The sequence below is a fragment of the Campylobacter sp. CFSAN093260 genome, assembly GCF_012890095.1.
Classification (GTDB): domain Bacteria; phylum Campylobacterota; class Campylobacteria; order Campylobacterales; family Campylobacteraceae; genus Campylobacter_D; species Campylobacter_D jejuni.
Window position 1 is genome coordinate 429,429 of the sequence record NZ_CP040618.1, and the last position, 21,251, is coordinate 450,679.

17 protein-coding genes, 5 tRNA genes and 1 pseudogene are annotated in these 21,251 nt (G+C 32.7%); 22 read left to right on the top strand and 1 reads right to left on the bottom strand.

The genetic code is table 11. The annotated features are described in order from the left end of the window. Positions 1–61 precede the first annotated feature (61 nt). Genes FBF22_RS02235 through recG form a run of 3 tightly spaced genes read left to right on the top strand, consistent with a single transcriptional unit; the run spans position 62 to position 4,141 of the window. Entirely contained in the window at positions 62–1,108 is a 1,047-nt protein-coding gene (locus FBF22_RS02235) for a dehypoxanthine futalosine cyclase (protein WP_002884838.1), read from the top strand. Further along, positions 1,108–2,328, top strand: coding sequence for a pitrilysin family protein (locus tag FBF22_RS02240; RefSeq protein WP_002872881.1), 1,221 nt, complete (start codon positions 1,108–1,110; stop codon positions 2,326–2,328). Before FBF22_RS02235 ends, FBF22_RS02240 begins: the two co-directional genes overlap by 1 nt. Continuing rightward, positions 2,318–4,141, top strand: a complete 1,824-nt coding sequence (gene recG / locus FBF22_RS02245; RefSeq protein WP_002884840.1) for an ATP-dependent DNA helicase RecG — start codon at positions 2,318–2,320, stop codon at positions 4,139–4,141. Before FBF22_RS02240 ends, recG begins: the two co-directional genes overlap by 11 nt. On the opposite strand, the gene ctb is transcribed toward recG, so the two are convergent. Continuing rightward, positions 4,138–4,521, bottom strand: a complete 384-nt coding sequence (ctb, locus tag FBF22_RS02250) for a truncated hemoglobin Ctb (RefSeq protein WP_002884842.1) — start codon at positions 4,519–4,521, stop codon at positions 4,138–4,140. The two genes, recG and ctb, sit on opposite strands and share 4 nt — an antisense overlap. Positions 4,522–4,616: 95 nt before the next feature. Between ctb and nssR the strand changes: the two genes are divergently transcribed. The 19 genes and pseudogenes from nssR to rpoC all read left to right on the top strand — a co-directional run bounded on the left by nssR (position 4,617) and on the right by rpoC (position 21,239). Beyond that, complete coding sequence (gene nssR / locus FBF22_RS02255) at positions 4,617–5,213, top strand: nitrosative stress-sensitive transcriptional regulator NssR (RefSeq protein WP_002884844.1); 597 nt, start codon at positions 4,617–4,619, stop codon at positions 5,211–5,213. A 14-nt stretch (positions 5,214–5,227) separates the two neighbouring features. Next, positions 5,228–5,929 (top strand): amino acid ABC transporter permease, encoded by a 702-nt coding sequence (locus FBF22_RS02260; protein ID WP_002859900.1) that lies wholly within the window; start codon positions 5,228–5,230, stop codon positions 5,927–5,929. Further along, the gene (locus tag FBF22_RS02265; RefSeq protein ID WP_002857607.1) at positions 5,922–6,578 is read left to right on the top strand and encodes an amino acid ABC transporter permease; all 657 of its coding nucleotides are present in this window, start codon (positions 5,922–5,924) and stop codon (positions 6,576–6,578) included. The genes FBF22_RS02260 and FBF22_RS02265 overlap by 8 nt, the downstream gene beginning before the upstream one ends. Before the next feature lies 1 nt (position 6,579). Beyond that, a pseudogene (locus FBF22_RS02270) lies at positions 6,580–7,340 on the top strand (amino acid ABC transporter ATP-binding protein). Positions 7,341–7,431: 91 nt separating this feature from the next. Then, positions 7,432–7,507: transfer RNA gene (locus FBF22_RS02275), tRNA-Thr, on the top strand. A gap of 49 nt (positions 7,508–7,556) precedes the next feature. Continuing rightward, a tRNA-Tyr gene (locus FBF22_RS02280) sits at positions 7,557–7,642 on the top strand. 6 nt (positions 7,643–7,648) lie between these two features. Then, positions 7,649–7,725: transfer RNA gene (locus FBF22_RS02285), tRNA-Gly, on the top strand. 104 nt (positions 7,726–7,829) lie between these two features. Further along, positions 7,830–7,904 (top strand) — tRNA-Thr (locus FBF22_RS02290). A 68-nt stretch (positions 7,905–7,972) separates the two neighbouring features. Beyond that, positions 7,973–9,172 (top strand): elongation factor Tu, encoded by a 1,200-nt coding sequence (tuf, locus tag FBF22_RS02295; RefSeq protein WP_002855271.1) that lies wholly within the window; start codon positions 7,973–7,975, stop codon positions 9,170–9,172. A 52-nt stretch (positions 9,173–9,224) separates the two neighbouring features. Next, positions 9,225–9,383, top strand: a complete 159-nt coding sequence (gene rpmG, locus FBF22_RS02300) for a 50S ribosomal protein L33 (RefSeq protein ID WP_002793551.1) — start codon at positions 9,225–9,227, stop codon at positions 9,381–9,383. Positions 9,384–9,395: 12 nt separating this feature from the next. Continuing rightward, positions 9,396–9,471, top strand: a tRNA-Trp gene (locus FBF22_RS02305). 18 nt (positions 9,472–9,489) lie between these two features. Continuing rightward, on the top strand, positions 9,490–9,669 hold the full coding sequence (gene secE / locus FBF22_RS02310; protein ID WP_002869529.1) for a preprotein translocase subunit SecE: 180 nt from the start codon (positions 9,490–9,492) through the stop codon (positions 9,667–9,669). 9 nt (positions 9,670–9,678) lie between these two features. Then, the gene (nusG, locus tag FBF22_RS02315) at positions 9,679–10,212 is read left to right on the top strand and encodes a transcription termination/antitermination protein NusG (protein WP_002851098.1); all 534 of its coding nucleotides are present in this window, start codon (positions 9,679–9,681) and stop codon (positions 10,210–10,212) included. Between the two features lie 25 nt (positions 10,213–10,237). Further along, a complete protein-coding gene (gene rplK, locus FBF22_RS02320) occupies positions 10,238–10,663 on the top strand; it encodes a 50S ribosomal protein L11 (protein ID WP_002779452.1) in 426 nt (141 codons plus the stop codon). Between the two features lie 54 nt (positions 10,664–10,717). Further along, complete coding sequence (gene rplA, locus FBF22_RS02325) at positions 10,718–11,419, top strand: 50S ribosomal protein L1 (protein WP_002884845.1); 702 nt, start codon at positions 10,718–10,720, stop codon at positions 11,417–11,419. Positions 11,420–11,570: 151 nt separating this feature from the next. Continuing rightward, a complete protein-coding gene (gene rplJ, locus FBF22_RS02330; RefSeq protein WP_002884846.1) occupies positions 11,571–12,050 on the top strand; it encodes a 50S ribosomal protein L10 in 480 nt (159 codons plus the stop codon). A gap of 20 nt (positions 12,051–12,070) precedes the next feature. Next, entirely contained in the window at positions 12,071–12,448 is a 378-nt protein-coding gene (rplL, locus tag FBF22_RS02335; RefSeq protein WP_002859903.1) for a 50S ribosomal protein L7/L12, read from the top strand. Positions 12,449–12,556: 108 nt separating this feature from the next. Further along, positions 12,557–16,693 (top strand): DNA-directed RNA polymerase subunit beta, encoded by a 4,137-nt coding sequence (gene rpoB, locus FBF22_RS02340; protein ID WP_002859036.1) that lies wholly within the window; start codon positions 12,557–12,559, stop codon positions 16,691–16,693. Continuing rightward, entirely contained in the window at positions 16,686–21,239 is a 4,554-nt protein-coding gene (gene rpoC, locus FBF22_RS02345) for a DNA-directed RNA polymerase subunit beta' (protein WP_002884848.1), read from the top strand. The genes rpoB and rpoC overlap by 8 nt, the downstream gene beginning before the upstream one ends. The last annotated feature ends 12 nt before the right edge of the window (positions 21,240–21,251 follow it).

The window sequence follows — 21,251 nt, forward strand, 5'->3', positions numbered from 1 at the left end:
GCATAATTTATATTTTAAATGCTATAATTATTTTAATTATGTAAAAAAACAAGGAAAAATTTTGAAAAGACTGGATAAAAAAGAAGCTTTAGATTTATTACATCATGCGAGTTTAACTGAACTTGGAGAAATGGCTTATAAAAGAAAATTAGAACTTCATCCTGAAAAAATCACTACTTTTGTTGTAGATAGAAATATTAATTATACCAATGTTTGTTGTATTGATTGTTCTTTTTGTGCTTTTTATCGCCATCATAAAGAAGATGATGCTTATATTTTAAGCTTTGAGGAGATAGGCAAGAAGATAGAGGAGCTTGAAGCTATTGGGGGTACGCAAATTCTTTTTCAAGGCGGGGTGCACCCAAAGTTAAAAATAGAATGGTATGAAGAATTAGTTTCTTGGATAAAAGAACATTATCCAAATATCACTGTACATGGTTTTTCAGCGGTTGAGATCGCTTATATCGCAAAGGCATCTAAAATTTCAATTACTGAAGTACTTCAAAGACTACAAGCTAAAGGTTTATTTTCTATACCAGGAGCAGGTGCTGAGGTGCTAAGCGATAGGGTGCGTGATATTATCGCACCCAATAAATGTGATACAGCTACTTGGTTAGAAGTACATCGCCAAGCTCATAAAATCGGCATGAAAAGTACAGCTACTATGATGTTTGGAACGGTTGAAAATGATGAAGAAATCATCGATCATTTTGAGCATTTGAGAAAATTGCAAGATGAAACAAGGGGATTTAGAGCTTTTATTTTATGGAGCTTTCAAAGTGATAATACTGCTTTAATCCAAAAACATCCAGAGATTATGAAACAAAGTTCTAACAAGTATTTAAGACTTTTAGCTTTAGCAAGACTTTATTTAGATAATTTTAAAAATTTACAAAGTTCTTGGGTAACTCAAGGCTCGCTTATAGGTCAACTTGCTTTAAAATTTGGGGCCAATGATTTAGGCTCAACCATGATGGAAGAAAATGTAGTAAGTGCTGCAGGAGCAAGTTATAGAATGAATCAAGATGAGATGATAAGGCTGATTAGAAGTTTAGGCGAAAATCCAGCTAAACGCAATACCGCTTATGAAATTTTAGAAAGGTTTTAATGCAGTATTTAGACAGTAGGGGTGTTAAAATCCCTTTTATTTTTGAAAAAAATTCTGATTTTCCTATTGTTGTTTTAAAGCTTGTTTTTAGAAATTGCGCTAGAAGTTATGATGAAATAGCAGGCTTAGCTAAGATGTTTTCACGTATTTTAAATGAAGGTGTGGATGATAAATTTTTTAAAGATTTAGAATTTAGAGCGATAAATTTAGAGGCAAGTAGTGGTTTTGAAAGTTTGGAAATCAATCTTTCTTGTTTAAAAGAAAATTTTGATTTTGCTTTAAAGAGCTTGGAAAAATTGCTTTTAAAACCAAGAATAGAAGAAAAAATTTTGCAAAAATTAAAAATCAATGCCTTAGGTGAGCTCGCGAGTAAAAATAGTGATTTTGATTATTTAGCAAAAAATTTACTTAATGCTCAAATTTTTAAATGCAAAGAATTTCAAAGCTCAAACGATGGAGATGAAAAAAGTATAGAAATCTTATCTTTAAAAGATTTACAAAATTTTTATAAAAATTTTATCCATCTTAGCGATTTGGTTGTGATTTTAGGAGGAGATTTAGAAGAAAAACAAGCCAAGGAAGATCTTTTAAAACTCTTATCAAAACTTCAAATAGGCAAAAAAAATACTCCAAAAAAATATGAATTAAGCAAAAACATTAAAGATGAAATTTTGATACGCCCAGAAAGCGAACAAGCTTATATTTATTTTGCTACACCTTTTTTTGCTGATTTTAAAGATAAGGATTTATATCTTGCAAAAATTGCTTTATTTGTTCTAGGGCAAGGAGGATTTGGTTCAAGGATTATGGAAGAAATTCGTGTTAAAAGAGGTCTTGCATACTCAGCTTATGCTATGCTTGATATGAATATGTCTTTTTCTAGAGTTTTTGGATATTTACAAACTAAAAATGAAAGCGCTAAAGAAGCTAAAAAAATCGTAAAAGAGCTTTTTGAAGATTTTATAAAAAATGGCATGACTCAAAATGAACTTGATCAAGCTAAAAATTTTCTCATAGGATCAACTCCTTTGCGTTATGAAAGCTTAAGCAAGCGTTTATCTATGTCTTTTAACGAATTTTATCAAGGTTTAAATTTGGGATATTATAAAGAAGAGTTAAAACTTATGGAAAAGGTTAAACTTGAAACCATAAATGCTTATATTAAAAAACATCAAGAGCTTTTAAATATAAGTTTTGCAAGCATACAAAATGAAAATTAAAGAAAGTGATTTTGAATTTTTTAAAAAATTAAAAATTAAAAGTGCTATTGATTTAGCGCTTCTTTTACCTAAAAAAATTGAAAATTTAAATCCAAGTAAAAATCCTAAAGAAAATGAAATTTGCACCCAAAAAATCACTATAAAAAGCGTTAGTTCAAGAAAAAATCAACTTTTTGGTTTAGGTTTTTGTGAAGAATGGCAAGAAAATATTTCTTTTGTGTTTTTTCATCCTAGAGCTTGGCATTTTGGGATTTGTAAGGTAGGAAAAGGGCTTATTTTTAATGCTAAACTCTCGCGTTTTAATCACACTTGGCAATTTAACAATCCTAAAATTTTAACTTCTTTTGAGGGTTTTAGTCCAAAGTATCAAATTTTAGGTTTAAAAGATGCAAAAATTGCTGCTTTTATACATAAATATCTTAATTATGAAAATTTACAAGAAAGTGGCATAGGGGATAAATATATACATTTTCTTTTAAATTTGCATGCTTATGATGAAAAAAGTTTTTTTATGTTTGAAAATTTGCAAAATTTTAGCAAAGATTTAAAATATATAGAAATATATAATTTTTTAAAGCGTTTAAAAGCTAAAAAAACGCATTTTAAAGCTCATCAAATCAATGTTTTTAACATAGCCAATTGGCTTAAAGATTTGCCTTTTTCTCTTACTAAAGATCAGCTTAACGCCTTAAAAGATATAGAAAAAGATTTACACTCAAAAGAAGCCAAAAGGCGTGTGATTATGGGTGATGTAGGGTGTGGTAAAACCTTGGTTTTGCTTGGTGCGGCTTTGATGGTTTATCCTAAACAAGCTATTTTGATGGCACCTACTAGTATTTTAGCGCATCAGCTTTATGAAGAGGCTAAGAAATTTTTGCCTGATTTTATGAATATTTTGTTTATTAAAGGAGGTAAAAAAGAAAAAGATTTAGAACAAAATATTCAAAAAGCAAATCTTATTATAGGTACTCATGCTTTAATTCATTTAGAAAGCCATAATGCCGTACTTGTAATGATAGATGAACAACATCGTTTTGGCTCGGCTCAGCGTGAGAAAATTCATTCTTTAAGTAAACAAGAATTTGCCCCTCATTTTATACAGTTTTCGGCTACGCCTATTCCAAGAACTTTAAGCATGATACAATCTGAACTTTTAAATTTTAGTTTCATTAAACAAATGCCTTTTAAAAAAGATATCACAACTTATTGTATACAAAATGAAGGCTTTTCTAAGCTTAGCGAGAAGATCAAAGAAGAAATCGCTAAAAATCATCAAATTATCATTATTTATCCCTTAGTGAGTGCTAGTGATAATATTCCTTATCTTTCTTTAGAGCAGGCTAAAGAATATTGGCAGAGTCACTATGAAAAAGTTTTTGTAACTCATGGGAAAGATAAACAAAAAGATGAAATTTTAGAGCGTTTTAGAGATGAGGGAAATATTTTACTAAGCACTACAGTGGTGGAAGTGGGCATTTCTTTGCCAAGATTGAGTATGATAGTGATTGTAGGAGCGGAACGTTTAGGACTTGCTACCTTGCATCAACTTCGTGGTCGTGTAGGTCGTGTAGGGCTTAAAAGCACTTGTTATCTTTATACTAAACTTAAAGAAATTCCAAGTCGTTTAAAAGAATTTGCTAGCACTTTAGATGGGTTTAAAATAGCAGAGCTTGATCTTAAAAACCGTTTGAGTGGAGATTTGCTCGATGGTTTTATGCAACATGGAAATGAGTTTAAATTTTTTGATTTTTCTAAGGATGAGGAGATTTTAGAAAAGGTAAAAAAAGATTTGGCAAAAAAAATGCCAAATTAATGTCCACCATACTTATAAAGCATATTTTGAAAATGTGAAGCTATCATTTGTGCACGCTGTAAAATAACTGTTTTCATTTCTTCATTATAAACTATATTTAAACTTTCTTCAAAAAGTCCTAGCCAAATTTCAAAAAACTCTTGAGGAAAAGGAGGTAGATCTAGATGCTTTTTTAAGGGTTGCCCATTATAATCACCTTCGCCTAAAAGCATGCCTGTCCAAAAATTTCCTATTTTTGCTTTATGTTCTTTCCACTCTTCATCACTTGTTCCAATAGCATTGTTAAAAATAGGACCTAAATCCTTATCTTTTCTAACTTTTTCATAAAATATTTCCATGAGTTTTGCTATGCTTTCTTGATTAATTGTTTCAAATTTCATATAAGCCTTTCTTGAATGTTAATTTTATGGCGTTAATATAGCAAAAATAAGATAAATTAAATTTAACATAAGTTAAGAATGGAAAATATTATATAATGAAAGATTATTTAGAACTTTTATCTAGTGTAGGAAAATTAAAAAAATTTCAAAAAAATAGTATTTTATTTTATGAAGGCGAAGAGGCTAAAAAATTTTTTATTTTACTCAAGGGAAAAATACGCATTTATAAAAGTACATCAAGTGATAAAGAAATTACTTTGCATTATTTTAATCCTCCAAATTTTATAGCAGAAATGCCTGCTTTTAAAAAATTAAATTATCCTGCTAATGCCATCTTTGAAGAAGATGGAGAAATTTTGGAAATTGATTTTATTAATTTTCAAAATTTATGCAGTGAAAATAAAGAATTTAATTTTTTACTTATCAGCTCACTTTTTGATAAAATCAAAATTTTAGAAAAGAAATTATCTCAAAATGCATTAGATTTAAGAACGAGATTGTTAAAGTATCTTTTGGAAAATGAAAAAAAATTAGATACAATTTCGCAAAAACAAATCGCAATTGATTTAAATGTTAGAGCGCAATCTTTATCTCGAATGTTAAAAGAGCTTAAAATTTCAGAACTTATTGATACAAAAAAAGGTAAAATTGAAATTTTAAATAAAGATATGATTATAAAAGAACTTTGGTAAAATTAAGGTAGAGAATGGATTTTGATTTTATATTAGCTCAAGCTCCCGCTTTTTTAACAGCTGCTTGGCTTACGATAAAACTAAGCTTTTTTGGAATTATTTTTTCTTTAATAATAGGCTTGTTTTGCATTTTAATGAGTTATTTTAAAATAAAAATTTTAGAAAATATTTGCAAGCTTTATATAGAGTTTTCAAGAAATACGCCTTTATTAATTCAACTTTTTTTCTTATATTATGCTTTGCCTAAATTTAATATACATTTAGAGCAAATTCCACCGCTCAATTTAATTTGTTTAAGCGTAGAAGAAACTTTAAGACCTTCTTTTGCTTGTGCTATAGTAGGACTTAGTTTTTTAGGGGGTTCTTATATGGCTGAGAGTTTAAGGGCGGGATTTGAAGCCATAAGAAAACAGCAGTTTGAAGCAGGACTTTCTTTGGGTTTTTCAAAATTTGGAAATTTGCGTTATGTGATTTTGCCGCAAGCTTTGGCTATTTCTATGCCAAGTATTAGTGCTAATATTATATTTTTAATCAAAGAAACTTCAGTTGTTAGCATTATTGCCTTGCCAGATTTGGTGAATTTAATGAAGAGTTTAAATTCCTTAACCTATAAGACAGATGAGCTATTGTTTTTGTTGTTTATGGGATATTTGTGCATTATTTTGCCTTTGTCTTTTATTTTGCTAAAGTTTGAAAAAAGGTTGCTTTATGCTTGAACTTTTAAATACCGATACGCTTTTAAGACTCTGGCAAGGGCTTTTTGTCACTCTTGAAATTTCATTTATCAGCACTATTATTACTTCGATAGGCGGGTTGTTTTTGGGAATTTTAATGAGTTTTAAAAATACCTATATCTATGCTTTTTGTCGTTTAGGTTTAGAATTTGTACGTGTTATGCCACTTTTAGTATGGTTTTTTGTGGTGTATTTTGGTTTTCCTAGATGGTTTGGGTGGGATTTGAGTTCTGTAAGTGTAGCTATTATTGTTTTTAGCATTTGGGGTTGTTTTGAGATGATGGATTTGGTGCGTGTTTCCTTACAGAGTATTCCAAAACATCAGTATGAAAGTGCATCATCTTTAGGTTTAAATACGGTGCAAAGTTTTGCTTATGTTATTATTCCACAAGCTATGCGTCGTTTAACTCCTATGAGCATGAATTTACTTACTCGCATGATCAAAAGTACAACCTTTGCTTATTTAATCGGCGCGGTAGAGCTTGTAAAAGTAGGGCAACAAATTATAGAATTTCATAATAGAAATGATTTTGCACCTTTTATTATTTATGGTTTGATTTTTTTTATCTTTTTTATACTTTGTTATCCTATCACTTTATATTCAAGAAAATTAGAGAAAAAATGGAGCTAAAATGAGTATACTAAAAATAGAAAATTTACAAAAGTATTATGGTTCGCATCATGCTTTAAAAGATATTAATTTAGAAGTTAAGGATAAGGAAGTTGTGGTGATTTTGGGTCCTAGTGGGTGCGGAAAATCTACGCTTTTGCGTTGTATTAATGGGCTTGAAGAGATTGCAAGTGGTAATATTTATATTGACAATGAAAAAATAGATAAAGATTTCAAAGAATGGCCAAGAATGCGTCAAAAAGTTGGTATGGTTTTTCAATCTTATGAGCTTTTTGAGCATTTAAGTGTTGAAGAAAATATACTTTTAGGGCCTATGAAAGTGCAAAAAAGAAAGAAAGATGAGGTTTTACAAGAGGCTAAAATTTGGCTTGAAAAGGTGGGGCTTTTGCATAAAATTCATGCTTATCCAAGAGAACTTAGCGGAGGACAAAAACAAAGAATTGCTATAGTAAGAAGTTTATGCATGAATCCTGAGTTAATGCTTTTTGATGAGGTTACAGCAGCGCTGGATCCTGAGATTGTCAGAGAAGTTTTAGAAGTGATGTTAAATCTTGCAAAAGAGGGTATGACTATGCTTATTGTTACTCATGAAATGGGTTTTGCTAAAGCTGTAGCAGATAAAATTATTTTTATGGATGAAGGAAAAATCATCGAAGAAAATGATCCTAAAAGTTTTTTTAAAAATCCAAAAAGCGAAAGAGCAAAGAAATTTTTAAATTTATTTGATTATCACAAATAGATAAAAATAATATTGGTTTATGATAATAAAATTTACAAGACTAAAATTTTATAGAAAAACTAAAAAAGTCTTGACAAAATTTTTTTTTTGAGTTATAATCTTACTTTTATTTTTGCTGGTTTAGCTCAGTTGGTAGAGCAGCTGCCTTGTAAGCAGCAGGTCGGGGGTTCAAGTCCCTTAACCAGCTCCATTTATTTTAGCAGTGTTTGACCAGAATATTGAAAAAGCAATATTTTTATGGTGAGTTACTCAAGTGGCCAACGAGGGCAGACTGTAAATCTGCTGGCTTTCGCCTTCCGTGGTTCGAATCCACGACTCACCACCATGCTTTGCGGGAGTAGCTCAGTTGGCTAGAGCATCAGCCTTCCAAGCTGAGGGTCGCGGGTTCGAGTCCCGTTTCCCGCTCCAATAATTTAAAAGAACTGGGAGCTGTATTTTAAAACCTTTAACTTACAGTATATATCCCATTTAAGAGTTTTTGTTGTCTGTTATTGTGTATAATTTTTCTGAGCGCTCGTATAGCTCAGAGGTAGAGCACTCCCTTGGTAAGGGAGAGGTCGCGGGTTCAATTCCCGCTATGAGCTCCATGAATTGAAAAAATTATATAGATATAAGACTTGCTTTGCTCAATTTATTTTTTATACGGAGGAAAAAAATGGCTAAAGAAAAATTTTCACGTAATAAGCCACACGTAAATATTGGTACTATTGGTCACGTTGACCATGGTAAAACTACTTTAACAGCTGCTATTTCTGCTGTTCTTTCTAGAAGAGGTTTGGCAGAGCTTAAAGATTATGATAATATCGATAATGCTCCAGAAGAAAAAGAGCGTGGTATTACTATTGCTACTTCTCATATTGAATATGAAACAGACAATCGTCACTATGCACACGTTGACTGCCCAGGTCACGCAGATTATGTTAAAAACATGATTACAGGTGCTGCACAAATGGATGGAGCGATCTTGGTTGTTTCTGCTGCAGATGGCCCTATGCCACAAACTAGAGAGCACATTCTTCTTTCTCGTCAAGTAGGTGTTCCATATATTGTTGTTTTTATGAATAAAGCAGATATGGTTGATGATGCTGAACTTCTAGAGTTAGTTGAAATGGAAATTAGAGAATTATTAAGCTCTTATGATTTCCCAGGCGATGATACACCTATTATTTCTGGTTCTGCTTTAAAAGCTCTTGAAGAAGCTAAAGCTGGACAAGATGGTGAATGGTCAGCAAAAATTATGGATCTTATGGCTGCAGTTGATAGCTATATTCCAACTCCAACTCGTGATACTGAAAAAGACTTCTTGATGCCAATTGAAGACGTTTTCTCAATTTCAGGTCGTGGTACTGTTGTTACAGGTAGAATTGAAAAAGGTGTTGTAAAAGTAGGTGATACTATCGAAATCGTTGGTATTAAAGATACTCAAACAACAACTGTAACAGGTGTTGAAATGTTCAGAAAAGAAATGGATCAAGGCGAAGCAGGAGATAACGTAGGTGTTCTTCTTCGTGGTACTAAAAAAGAAGAAGTTATCCGTGGTATGGTTCTTGCTAAACCAAAATCAATTACTCCACACACTGACTTCGAAGCTGAAGTTTATATCTTAAATAAAGATGAAGGTGGTAGACATACTCCATTCTTTAACAACTATAGACCACAGTTTTATGTAAGAACAACTGATGTTACAGGTTCGATTAAATTAGCTGATGGTGTTGAAATGGTTATGCCAGGTGAAAATGTGAGAATTACTGTAAGCTTGATCGCTCCAGTAGCACTTGAAGAAGGAACTCGTTTTGCTATTCGTGAAGGTGGTAAAACTGTTGGTTCAGGTGTTGTTTCTAAAATTATTAAATAATTTAATAAAGCCAAGTTAAAAGCTTGGCTTTAATTTTTTAAGGAAAATTGAAATGAGAATTAAAGTTGGTTTAAAGTGTGAAGAATGTGGTGATATTAATTATAGCACCTATAAAAATAGTAAAAATACTACTGAAAAATTAGAATTAAAAAAATATTGCCCAAGATTAAAAAAACATACACTTCACAAAGAAGTTAAGCTAAAAAGTTAAGCTTGCGCCCTTAGGGCAATAGCTCCAACGGTAGAGCGCCGGATTCCAAATCCGATGGTTGGGGGTTCGAATCCCTCTTGCCCTGCCATAATTAAGGTTTAAATAAATGGAAAAATTAATAACTTATTTTAAATTATCAAAAGCCGAATTAAGGAAAGTAATTTTTCCTTTAAAAGAACAGGTAAGAAATGCCTATATTACAGTTTTTGTGGTTGTTGTGGTGATTTCTTTGTTTTTGGCGTTAGTGGATTGGCTTATGTCCTCTATTGTTTCTGCGATCGTATAAGGAGAGTAAATGAGTACTCATAAATGGTATGCAATTCAAACTTATGCTGGCAGTGAAATGGCAGTTAAAAGAGCCATTGAAAATTTAGTAAAAGATAACGGAATTGAAGAACAACTTAAAGAAATTGTTGTTCCAACTGAAGATGTTATTGAATTTAAGAATGGAAAGGAGAAGATTAGCGAAAGAAGTTTGTATTCAGGATACGTTTTTGCACTTCTTGATTTAAATACAGAGCTTTGGCATCGCATTCAATCTCTTCCAAAGGTTGGTCGTTTTATTGGAGAATCCAAAAAGCCAACCCCTTTAACAGAAAAAGATATTAATTTGATTTTGGAAAAAGTTCACAATCGTGCAGCGCCTAAACCAAAGATTTCTTTTGAAGAAGGGGAAAATGTGAGAATCACAGAAGGGCCATTTGCAAACTTTACTGCAATTGTAGAAGAGTATGATATGGTTCGTGGTTTATTAAAATTAAATGTTTCTATTTTTGGACGTTCAACTCCAGTGGAGATCTTATATTCTCAAGTTGAGAAAATAATTTAATTTATATCAAGTAAGGAGATTTGTTATGGCTAAAAAAGTCGTAGGCGAAATTAAATTGCAAATTGCTGCCACAAAAGCAAACCCATCACCACCTGTTGGTCCTGCTTTGGGTCAGCAAGGTGTTAATATTATGGAGTTTTGTAAGGCTTTTAATGAAAGAACAAAAGATATGGCAGGTTTTAATATCCCTGTTGTTATCACTGTTTATGCAGATAAAAGTTTTACTTTTATTACAAAACAACCGCCAGCTACGGATTTGATCAAAAAAGCAGCTGGAATTTCTAAAGGTACGGATAATCCACTTAAAAATAAGGTGGGTAAGTTAACTCGTGCTCAAGTTTTAGAAATAGTAGATAAGAAAATTGCAGATTTAAATACTAAAGATAGAGATCAAGCTGCTAAAATTATTGCAGGTTCAGCTCGTTCTATGGGTGTTGAAATCGTAGATTAATCCTTTCACCGCCAAGGTAAAAGGCGGTAGCACTTTAAAATGCGGAGAAAATAAATGGCTAAGATAGCAAAAAGATTAAAAGAATTATCACAAAAAATTGATTCAAATAAAGAGTATGCTTTAAGCGATGCAATTGATACAATAAAGACTTTAAAGTCTGCTAAATTTGATGAGACTGTAGAAATTGCTTTAAAACTTAATGTTGATCCAAGACATGCAGATCAAATGGTAAGAGGATCTGTTGTTTTACCTGCTGGAACGGGTAAAAAAGTTCGTGTTGCTGTAATTGCAAAAGACGCAAAAGCTGATGAAGCGAAAAATGCTGGTGCAGATATTGTGGGTAGCGATGATTTAGTAGAAGAAATTCAAAAAGGTAATATGAATTTTGATGTTTTGATTGCTACTCCAAATTTAATGGGACTTGTTGGTAAAGTTGGTAGAATTTTAGGGCCAAAAGGTTTAATGCCAAATCCTAAAACTGGAACAGTGACTATGGATGTTGTTCAAGCAGTTAATAATGCAAAAAGTGGTCAGGTAAATTTCCGTGTTGATAAGCAAGGAAATATCCATGCAGGTCTTGGTAAAGTAAGTTTTTCCAAAGAACAATTATGGGATAATGTTAGCACTTTTGTAAAGGCAATTAACAAACATAAACCTGCTGCAGCTAAAGGTAGATATATTAAAAATGCGGCTTTATCTTTGACAATGAGCCCTTCTGTAAAGCTTGAAACACAAGAATTGCTTGATATGAAATAAGAGTTGCTTTTTTGCAACTCTTTTGTTTTAAAATAAACATTTGAAAAAATTTTTGATTTTTTGAGATGTTTATTTTAGATTGAAGATAGTCGAGGCGTAAGCTTAATTGGATTTCCACTCTACTTGAAATCTCAATCGGAAAGGAGAAAATGTGACTAGAAGCGAAAAAGTTGAGATTATTGCTAAACTTGAAGAAGGTTTTAAAGCTAGTGAAGCTATTGTAGTTTGTAATTACAGAGGTCTTAGCACAAAAAAACTAGAAGAGCTTAGAAATAATGCAAGAGAAAACAATGTAAAAGTTCAAATTGTTAAAAATACTTTGGCTAACATTGCTCTTAACAATTCCGGTAAAACAGGTCTAGTTCTTAAAGATACAAATATTTATCTTTGGGGCGAAGATCAGCTAGGTGTTTCAAAAGTAGCTGCTAAATTTGAAGAAAATAACGATAAATTTGAAATCAAAACAGCTTATATTGAAGGCGAAGTTGCAGATGTTGCTAAGGTTAAAGCTCTTGCTAAAATGCCTTCACGCAATGAGTTGCTTGCTATGCTTTTGCAAGTTTGGAATGCGCCAATTACCAATTTCACAATAGGTTTAAATGCGCTTAAAAATAAAAAAGAATCTGAATAAATTAAATAAAAGGATAAAAAATGGCAATCTCTAAAGAAGATGTATTAGAATATATTTCAAATTTAAGTGTTCTTGAGTTATCAGAACTTGTAAAAGAGTTTGAAGAAAAATTTGGTGTGTCTGCTGCTCCTGTAATGATAGCTGGTGGTGCTGCAGCTGGTGGTGCTGCAGCTGCTGCTGAAGAAAAAACTGAATTTGATATCGTTTTAACTGATGGCGGTGCTAAAAAGATTGAAGTTATTAAAATCGTTCGTGCTCTTACAGGCCTTGGTCTTAAAGAAGCAAAAGATGCAGTTGAGCAAACTCCTTCAACTCTAAAAGAGGGTGTGGCTAAAGCTGAAGCTGAGGAAGCTAAAAAACAACTTGAAGAAGCTGGTGCTAAAGTAGAACTTAAGTAATTTTAAGCTTTAAAGTTAGAAGAAGATTTGCCAAGGCAAGTCTTCTTTTTTTATTTTTACCTAATTTTTAGGTCTTCTTTTTTAAATTTACAAAATTTACCATGAGGTATGTGCGATATGTTAGATAATAAATTAGGAAATCGTTTAAGAGTAGACTTCTCAAACATTTCAAAACAAATAGAAATCCCAAATCTTCTACAATTACAAAAAAAGAGTTTTGATTATTTTTTAAATCTTGATAATGGTGAAAGTGGTATAGAAAAAGTTTTTAAATCAATTTTTCCTATTCATGATCCGCAAAATAGATTGAGTCTTGAATATGTTAGTAGTGAAATAGGCAAGCCAAAATATACCATTCGCGAATGCATGGAAAGAGGTTTGACTTATTCTGTAAATTTAAAAATGAAAATCCGTCTTACTCTGCATGAAAAAGATGAAAAAACAGGGGAAAAAGTTGGCGTAAAAGATATTAAAGAACAAGAAATTTATATCCGCGAAATTCCTTTAATGACAGATCGTGTATCTTTTATCATTAATGGGGTTGAGAGGGTGGTTGTAAATCAATTACATAGAAGCCCTGGTGTTATTTTTAAAGAAGAAGAAAGTTCAACGGTTGCAAATAAGCTTGTTTATACAGCACAAATTATTCCTGATCGTGGTTCGTGGCTTTATTTTGAATACGATGCCAAAGATGTTTTGTATGTAAGAATCAATAAGCGTAGAAAAGTTCCTGTAACTATGCTTTTTAGAGCTTTAGGGTATAAAAAACAAGATATTATTAAGTTGTTTTATCCTATTCAGACTATACATGTGAAAAAAGATAAATTTTTAACAGAATTTAATCCAAATGATTTTATGGATAGAATAGAATATGATATTAAAGATGAAAAAGGAAAAATCGTTCATCAAGCTGGAAAAAGACTTACAAAGAAAAAAGCAGAACAGCTTATTAAAGACGGTTTAAAATGGATAGAATATCCTGTAGAAATTTTACTTAATCGTTATTTAGCAAATCCTATTATTGATAAAGAAAGTGGAGAGGTTTTATTTGATTCTTTAACTTTGTTAGATGAGAGTAAGCTTGCTAAGATTAAAGAGCAAAAAAGTTTTGATATAGCAAATGACTTGGCTAATGGCGTTGATGCAGCGATTATTAACTCCTTTGCTCAAGATGGAGAAACTCTAAAACTTCTTAAACAAAGTGAAAATATCGATGATGAAAATGATTTAGCTGCGATTAGAATTTACAAAGTTATGCGCCCAGGTGAACCTGTGGTAAAAGATGCAGCGAAGGCTTTTGTAAATGATTTATTCTTCAATCCTGAAAGATACGATCTTACCAAGGTAGGTCGTATGAAAATGAACCATAAATTAGGTCTTGAAGTACCTGAGTATGTTACTGTTTTGACTAATGAAGATATTATTAAAACTGCAAAATATTTAATTAAAGTAAAAAATGGTAAAGGACATATTGATGATAGAGATCATTTAGGAAATCGTCGTATCCGTTCTATAGGTGAACTTTTAGCCAATGAACTTCATTTAGGTCTTGCAAAAATGCAAAAGGCGATCAGAGATAAATTTACTTCTTTAAATGCGGATCTTGATAAAGTAATGCCTTATGATTTAATCAATCCTAAAATGATTACTACAACTATCATTGAATTTTTTACAGGAGGTCAGCTTTCGCAATTTATGGATCAAACCAACCCTTTAAGCGAGGTTACTCATAAGCGTCGTTTATCAGCGCTTGGTGAAGGTGGACTTGTAAAAGAAAGAGCAGGTTTTGAAGTGCGTGATGTTCACGCGACACATTATGGTAGAATTTGTCCAGTTGAAACACCTGAAGGTCAAAATATTGGTTTGATTAACACTCTTTCTACTTATGCAAAAGTAAACGAACTTGGCTTTGTTGAAGCACCATATAGAAAAGTTGTAAATGGTAAAGTGACTAATGAAGTTGTTTATCTTACAGCAACACAAGAAGAAGGCTTATTTATCGCACCAGCTTCAACTAAGGTTGATGCTAAAGGCAATATAGTAGAAGAATTTGTTGAGGCTAGACAAGATGGTGAAACTATACTTGCAAGACGCGAAGAAGTGCAATTAATCGATCTTTGCTCAGGTATGGTTGTTGGGGTTGCGGCTTCTTTGATTCCGTTTTTAGAGCACGATGATGCAAACAGAGCACTAATGGGTTCAAACATGCAACGTCAAGCTGTGCCACTTCTTACTGCTTCAGCTCCGATAGTAGGAACAGGTATGGAACAAATTATTGCGCGTGATGCTTGGGAAGCTGTTAAAGCAAAGCGTGGCGGTGTGGTTGAGAAAGTGGATAATAAAAGCATTTTCATTTTAGGTGAAGATGATAAAGGTCCATTTATTGACCATTACACTATGGAGAAAAATTTAAGAACCAATCAAAATACAAATTATATTCAACACCCTATTGTTAAAAAAGGTGATATAGTAAAAGCAGGACAAATTATCGCAGATGGTCCTTCTATGGATCAAGGCGAACTTGCTATAGGTAAAAATGCTTTAATCGCTTTTATGCCTTGGAATGGTTATAACTATGAGGATGCTATAGTTGTAAGTGAGAGAATTATTCGTGAAGATACTTTTACAAGCGTGCACATTTATGAAAAAGAAATTGAAGCAAGAGAACTAAAAGACGGTATAGAAGAAATTACCAAAGATATTCCAAATGTAAAAGAAGAAGATGTTGCGCATCTTGATGAGAGCGGTATTGCAAAAATTGGTACCCATATCAAACCAGGTATGATTTTGGTGGGTAAGGTTTCTCCAAAAGGTGAGGTTAAACCAACTCCTGAAGAAAGACTTTTAAGAGCGATTTTTGGAGAAAAAGCAGGACATGTTGTGAATAAATCCCTTTATGCAACCGCTTCTTTAGAGGGTGTTGTTGTGGATGTTAAAATTTTCACTAAAAAAGGCTATGAAAAAGATGATCGCGCAATAAAATCTTATGATAAAGAAAAAATGGCTTTAGAAAAAGAGCATCATGATAGACTTTTGATGATGGATAGAGAAGAAATGCTTCGTGTTTGTGCTCTTCTTTCCAAAGCCTCTTTAAATAGCGATCAAAAAATTGGAGATAAAAATTATAAAAAAGGACAAACTGCAGATATTAGCGAACTTGAAAAAATCAATCGTTTTACTTTAACAACTTTGATTAAAGCTTATTCTAAAGAGATTCAAAAAGAATATGATGATTTAAAAAATCATTTCCAAAATGAGAAGAAAAAATTAAAAGCAGAACACGATGAAAAGCTTGAAATTTTAGAAAAAGATGATATTTTACCAAGTGGGGTAATTAAGCTTGTTAAAGTTTATATTGCTACAAAAAGAAAGCTTAAAGTCGGTGATAAAATGGCAGGACGTCATGGAAATAAAGGTATAGTTTCAACTATAGTTCCTGAAGTAGATATGCCTTATTTGCCAAATGGTAAGAGCGTGGATATTGCGCTTAATCCGCTTGGCGTTCCAAGTCGTATGAATATAGGTCAAATTTTAGAAAGTCATTTAGGTTTAGTTGGACTTAGACTTGGGGATCAAATTCAAGAAATTTTTGATAGAAAGCAAAAAGATTTTCTTAAAGAATTAAGAGCGAAAATGCTTGAAATTTGTTCTATTCCAAGACTTGCAAACGAAAAAGAATTTATTAAAAGCTTAAGCGATGAAGAGCTTTTAAACTATGCTAGAGACTGGAGTAAAGGAGTTAAATTTTCTACTCCTGTTTTTGAAGGTGTAAATATAGAAGAATTTAGCAAGCTTTTTAAAATGGCCAAGATAGATATGGACGGCAAAACAGAACTTTATGATGGACGCACAGGTGAAAAAATTGCAGAGCGTGTTCATGTAGGATGTATGTATATGCTAAAACTCCATCACTTGGTTGATGAAAAAGTTCATGCAAGAAGTACAGGACCTTATAGCTTGGTTACCCAACAACCTGTGGGTGGTAAAGCACTCTTTGGGGGACAAAGATTTGGAGAAATGGAAGTTTGGGCACTTGAAGCTTATGGAGCGGCTCACACTTTAAGAGAAATGTTAACCATAAAATCAGATGATGTAGAAGGTAGATTTAGTGCTTATAAAGCATTGACAAAAGGTGAAAATGTTCCAGCAACAGGAATTCCTGAAACATTTTTTGTATTAACCAATGAGCTTAAATCTCTTGCTTTAGATGTTGAGATTTTTGATAAGGATGAAGATAATGAGTAAATTTAAAGTAATAGAAATTAAAGAAGATGCAAGACCTAGAGATTTTGAAGCATTTCAACTGAGACTTGCAAGTCCTGAAAAAATCAAATCATGGTCTTATGGAGAAGTAAAAAAACCAGAAACTATTAATTATAGAACCTTAAAGCCTGAAAGAGATGGGCTTTTTTGTGCAAAGATTTTTGGACCTATAAGAGATTATGAGTGTCTTTGTGGTAAATACAAAAAAATGCGTTTTAAAGGCGTTAAGTGTGAAAAATGTGGTGTTGAAGTAGCAAATTCAAAAGTGCGTCGTTCTAGAATGGGGCATATCGAGCTTGTAACTCCTGTGGCTCATATTTGGTATGTTAATTCTCTTCCAAGCCGTATAGGAACGCTTTTGGGTGTTAAGATGAAAGATCTTGAGCGTGTGCTTTATTATGAAGCTTATATCGTTGAAAATCCAGGCGATGCTTTCTATGATAATGAAAGTACTAAAAAAGTGGAATATTGTGATGTTTTAAACGAAGAGCAATATCAAAATTTAATGCAACGCTATGAAAATAGTGGCTTTAAAGCAAGAATGGGTGGAGAAGTTGTTCGTGATTTACTTGCAAATTTAGATCTTGTGGCACTTTTAAATCAGCTTAAAGAAGAAATGGCGGCTACAAATTCAGAGGCTAAGAAAAAAACCATCATTAAACGCTTAAAAGTAGTAGAAAATTTCTTAAATTCAAATTTAAACGCCAATACCGATAGTGATGAAGCCGTACCAAATCGTCCTGAATGGATGATGATTACAAATCTTCCAGTTTTACCGCCAGATTTGCGTCCTTTAGTGGCTTTAGATGGTGGAAAATTTGCAGTTTCTGATGTGAATGACTTATATCGTCGTGTTATCAATAGAAATACACGTCTTAAAAAACTTATGGAACTTGATGCACCTGAAATCATTATCAGAAATGAAAAAAGAATGCTTCAAGAGGCTGTTGATGCACTTTTTGACAACGGTCGTCGTGCTAATGCTGTAAAAGGAGCAAATAAACGCCCATTAAAATCTTTAAGTGAAATCATCAAAGGGAAACAAGGACGTTTTAGACAAAATCTACTAGGTAAAAGGGTGGATTTCTCAGGTCGTAGCGTTATTGTTGTAGGTCCAAAACTTAGAATGGATCAATGTGGTTTACCTAAAAAAATGGCTTTAGAGCTCTTTAAGCCACATCTTTTAGCTAAGCTTGAAGAAAAAGGTTATGCAACCACAGTAAAACAAGCTAAAAAAATGATAGAAAATAAAACCAATGAAGTTTGGGAATGTTTAGAAGAGGTAGTAAAAGGGCATCCTGTTATGCTAAACCGTGCGCCTACTTTACATAAACTTTCTATTCAAGCTTTTCATCCTGTTTTAGTGGAAGGTAAGGCTATACAACTTCATCCTTTGGTTTGTGCAGCATTTAACGCAGACTTTGATGGGGATCAAATGGCGGTGCATGTGCCACTTTCTCAAGAGGCCATTGCGGAATGTAAGGTGCTTATGCTTTCATCAATGAATATTCTTTTGCCAGCAAGCGGTAAGTCTGTAACCGTTCCATCGCAAGATATGGTTTTAGGAATTTATTATCTTTCATTGGAAAAAGCCGGTGCTAAAGGTTCGCATAAAATTTGTACAGGCATTGATGAAGTGATGATGGCGCTTGAAAGCAAGTGTTTGGATATTCATGCGAGTATACAAACTATGGTAGATGGTAGAAAGATTACCACTACAGCAGGAAGATTGATTATTAAATCCATTTTACCTGATTTTGTGCCTGAAAATAGCTGGAATAAAGTCTTAAAGAAAAAAGACATTGCTGCGCTTGTGGATTATGTTTATAAACAAGGTGGTTTAGAGATTACAGCAAGTTTCTTGGATAGACTTAAAAATTTAGGTTTTGAATATGCAACTAAAGCAGGTATTTCAATTTCGATTGCAGATATTATTGTTCCTAATGATAAACAAAAAGCTATCGATGAAGCAAAAAAACAAGTAAGAGAAATTCAAAATTCTTATAATCTCGGTTTGATTACTTCAGGGGAAAGATACAATAAAATCATTGATATTTGGAAAAGTACAAACAATGTTCTTTCAAAAGAAATGATGAAGCTTGTAGAAAAAGATAAAGAAGGTTTTAACTCTATTTATATGATGGCAGATTCTGGTGCTAGGGGTAGTGCAGCTCAAATTTCTCAGCTTGCTGCGATGAGAGGACTTATGACCAAACCTGATGGTTCTATTATCGAAACGCCTATTATTTCAAATTTCCGTGAAGGGCTAAATGTTCTTGAATACTTTATTTCAACTCACGGTGCTAGAAAAGGTCTTGCAGATACCGCTCTTAAAACAGCAAATGCGGGTTATTTGACAAGAAAACTCATCGATGTTGCACAAAATGTAAAAATTACCATTGAAGATTGTGGAACACATGAGGGTGTTGAAATCAATGAAATTACCGCAGATAGTTCTATTATAGAAACTTTAGAAGAAAGAATTTTAGGCAGGGTTTTAGCTGAGGATGTGATTGATCCTATTACAAATTCTGTGCTTTTTGCAGAAGGTACTTTAATGGATGAGGAAAAAGCAAAAATTCTTGGCGAAAGCGGTATAAAAAGTGTCAATATTCGCACTCCTATTACCTGCAAAGCTAAAAAAGGAATTTGTGCAAAATGTTATGGTATCAATCTTGGTGAAGGTAAATTAGTAAAACCAGGCGAAGCAGTGGGAATTATTTCCGCTCAATCTATCGGTGAACCAGGAACGCAGCTAACTCTAAGAACTTTCCATAGCGGGGGAACTGCAAGTACGGATTTACAAGATAGACAAGTAAGCGCACAAAAAGAAGGTTTTATAAGATTTTATAATCTTAAAACTTATAAAAACAAAGAAGGTAAAAATATCGTAGCAAATCGTAGAAATGCGGCGGTTTTACTTGTGGAGCCAAAAATCAAAACTCCATTTAAAGGTGTGATTAATATAGAAAATATTCATGAAGATGTGATTGTTTCTATTAAAGATAAAAAACAAGAAGTAAAATACATATTAAGAAAATACGATCTTGCTAAACCAAATGAATTAGCAGGTGTAAGTGGCAGTATAGATGGAAAACTTTATTTGCCATATCAAAGCGGCATGCAAGTAGAAGAAAATGAAAGTATCGTAGAAGTGATTAAAGAGGGTTGGAATGTACCAAATCGTATTCCTTTTGCGAGTGAAATTTTAGTAGAAGATGGCGAGCCTGTAGTTCAAAATATCAAAGCAGGCGAAAAAGGAACACTCAAATTTTACATCCTTAAAGGCGATGGTTTAGATAGAGTAAAAAATGTTAAAAAAGGTGATATTGTTAAAGAAAAAGGATTCTTTGTAGTGATTGCTGATGAAAATGATAGAGAAGCAAAAAGACACTATATCCCAAGAGAATCTAAGATAGAATTTAACGATAGTGAAAAAATCGATGACGCAAATACTATCATTGCAAGTGCTCCTAAAAAAGAAAGAAAAGTGATTGCAGAATGGGATGCTTATAATAATACTATCATTGCAGAAATTGATGGTGTTGTAAGCTTTGAGGATATTGAAGCAGGTTATAGTGCTGATGAGCAAATTGATGAAGCTACAGGTAAGCGTTCTTTAGTAATTAATGAGTATTTACCTAGCGGAGTTAGACCAACTTTGGTAATTGCAGGAAAAGGTGATAAAGCTGTGCGTTATCACCTTGAACCAAAAACCGTTATTTTTGTTCATGATGGCGATAAAATTGCTCAAGCAGATATTTTAGCAAAAACTCCAAAAGCAGCAGCTAAATCAAAGGATATTACAGGAGGTCTTCCAAGAGTTTCTGAACTTTTTGAAGCAAGAAAACCAAAAAATGCGGCTGTGATTGCAGAAATTGATGGTGTTGTTCGTTTTGATAAGCCTTTGCGTTCTAAAGAAAGAATTATTATCCAAGCAGAAGATGGAACAAGTGCTGAGTATTTAATCGACAAATCAAAACATATTCAAGTAAGAGATGGAGAGTTTATTCATGCAGGTGAAAAACTTACAGATGGAGTTGTTTCGAGTCATGATGTGCTTAAAATTTTAGGTGAAAAAGCCTTGCATTATTATTTGATTTCTGAAATTCAGCAAGTTTATCGCGGACAAGGTGTTGTGATTTCTGATAAACATATAGAAGTTATCGTTTCTCAAATGCTAAGACAAGTAAAAGTTGTAGATAGTGGACATACGAAATTTATTGAAGGTGATTTGGTTTCAAGACGTAAATTCCGTGAAGAAAATGAAAGAATCATTAGAATGGGTGGAGAACCAGCTATTGCCGAGCCTGTACTTTTAGGTGTTACAAGAGCAGCGATAGGCAGTGATAGTGTGATTTCTGCGGCTTCATTCCAAGAAACTACCAAAGTTTTAACTGAAGCAAGTATAGCAGGTAAATTTGACTACTTAGAAGATTTAAAAGAAAATGTTATTCTAGGTAGAATGATTCCTGTTGGAACAGGGCTTTATGGCGAACAAAATTTAAAACTTAAAGAACAAGAATAAAACTCTATTTTA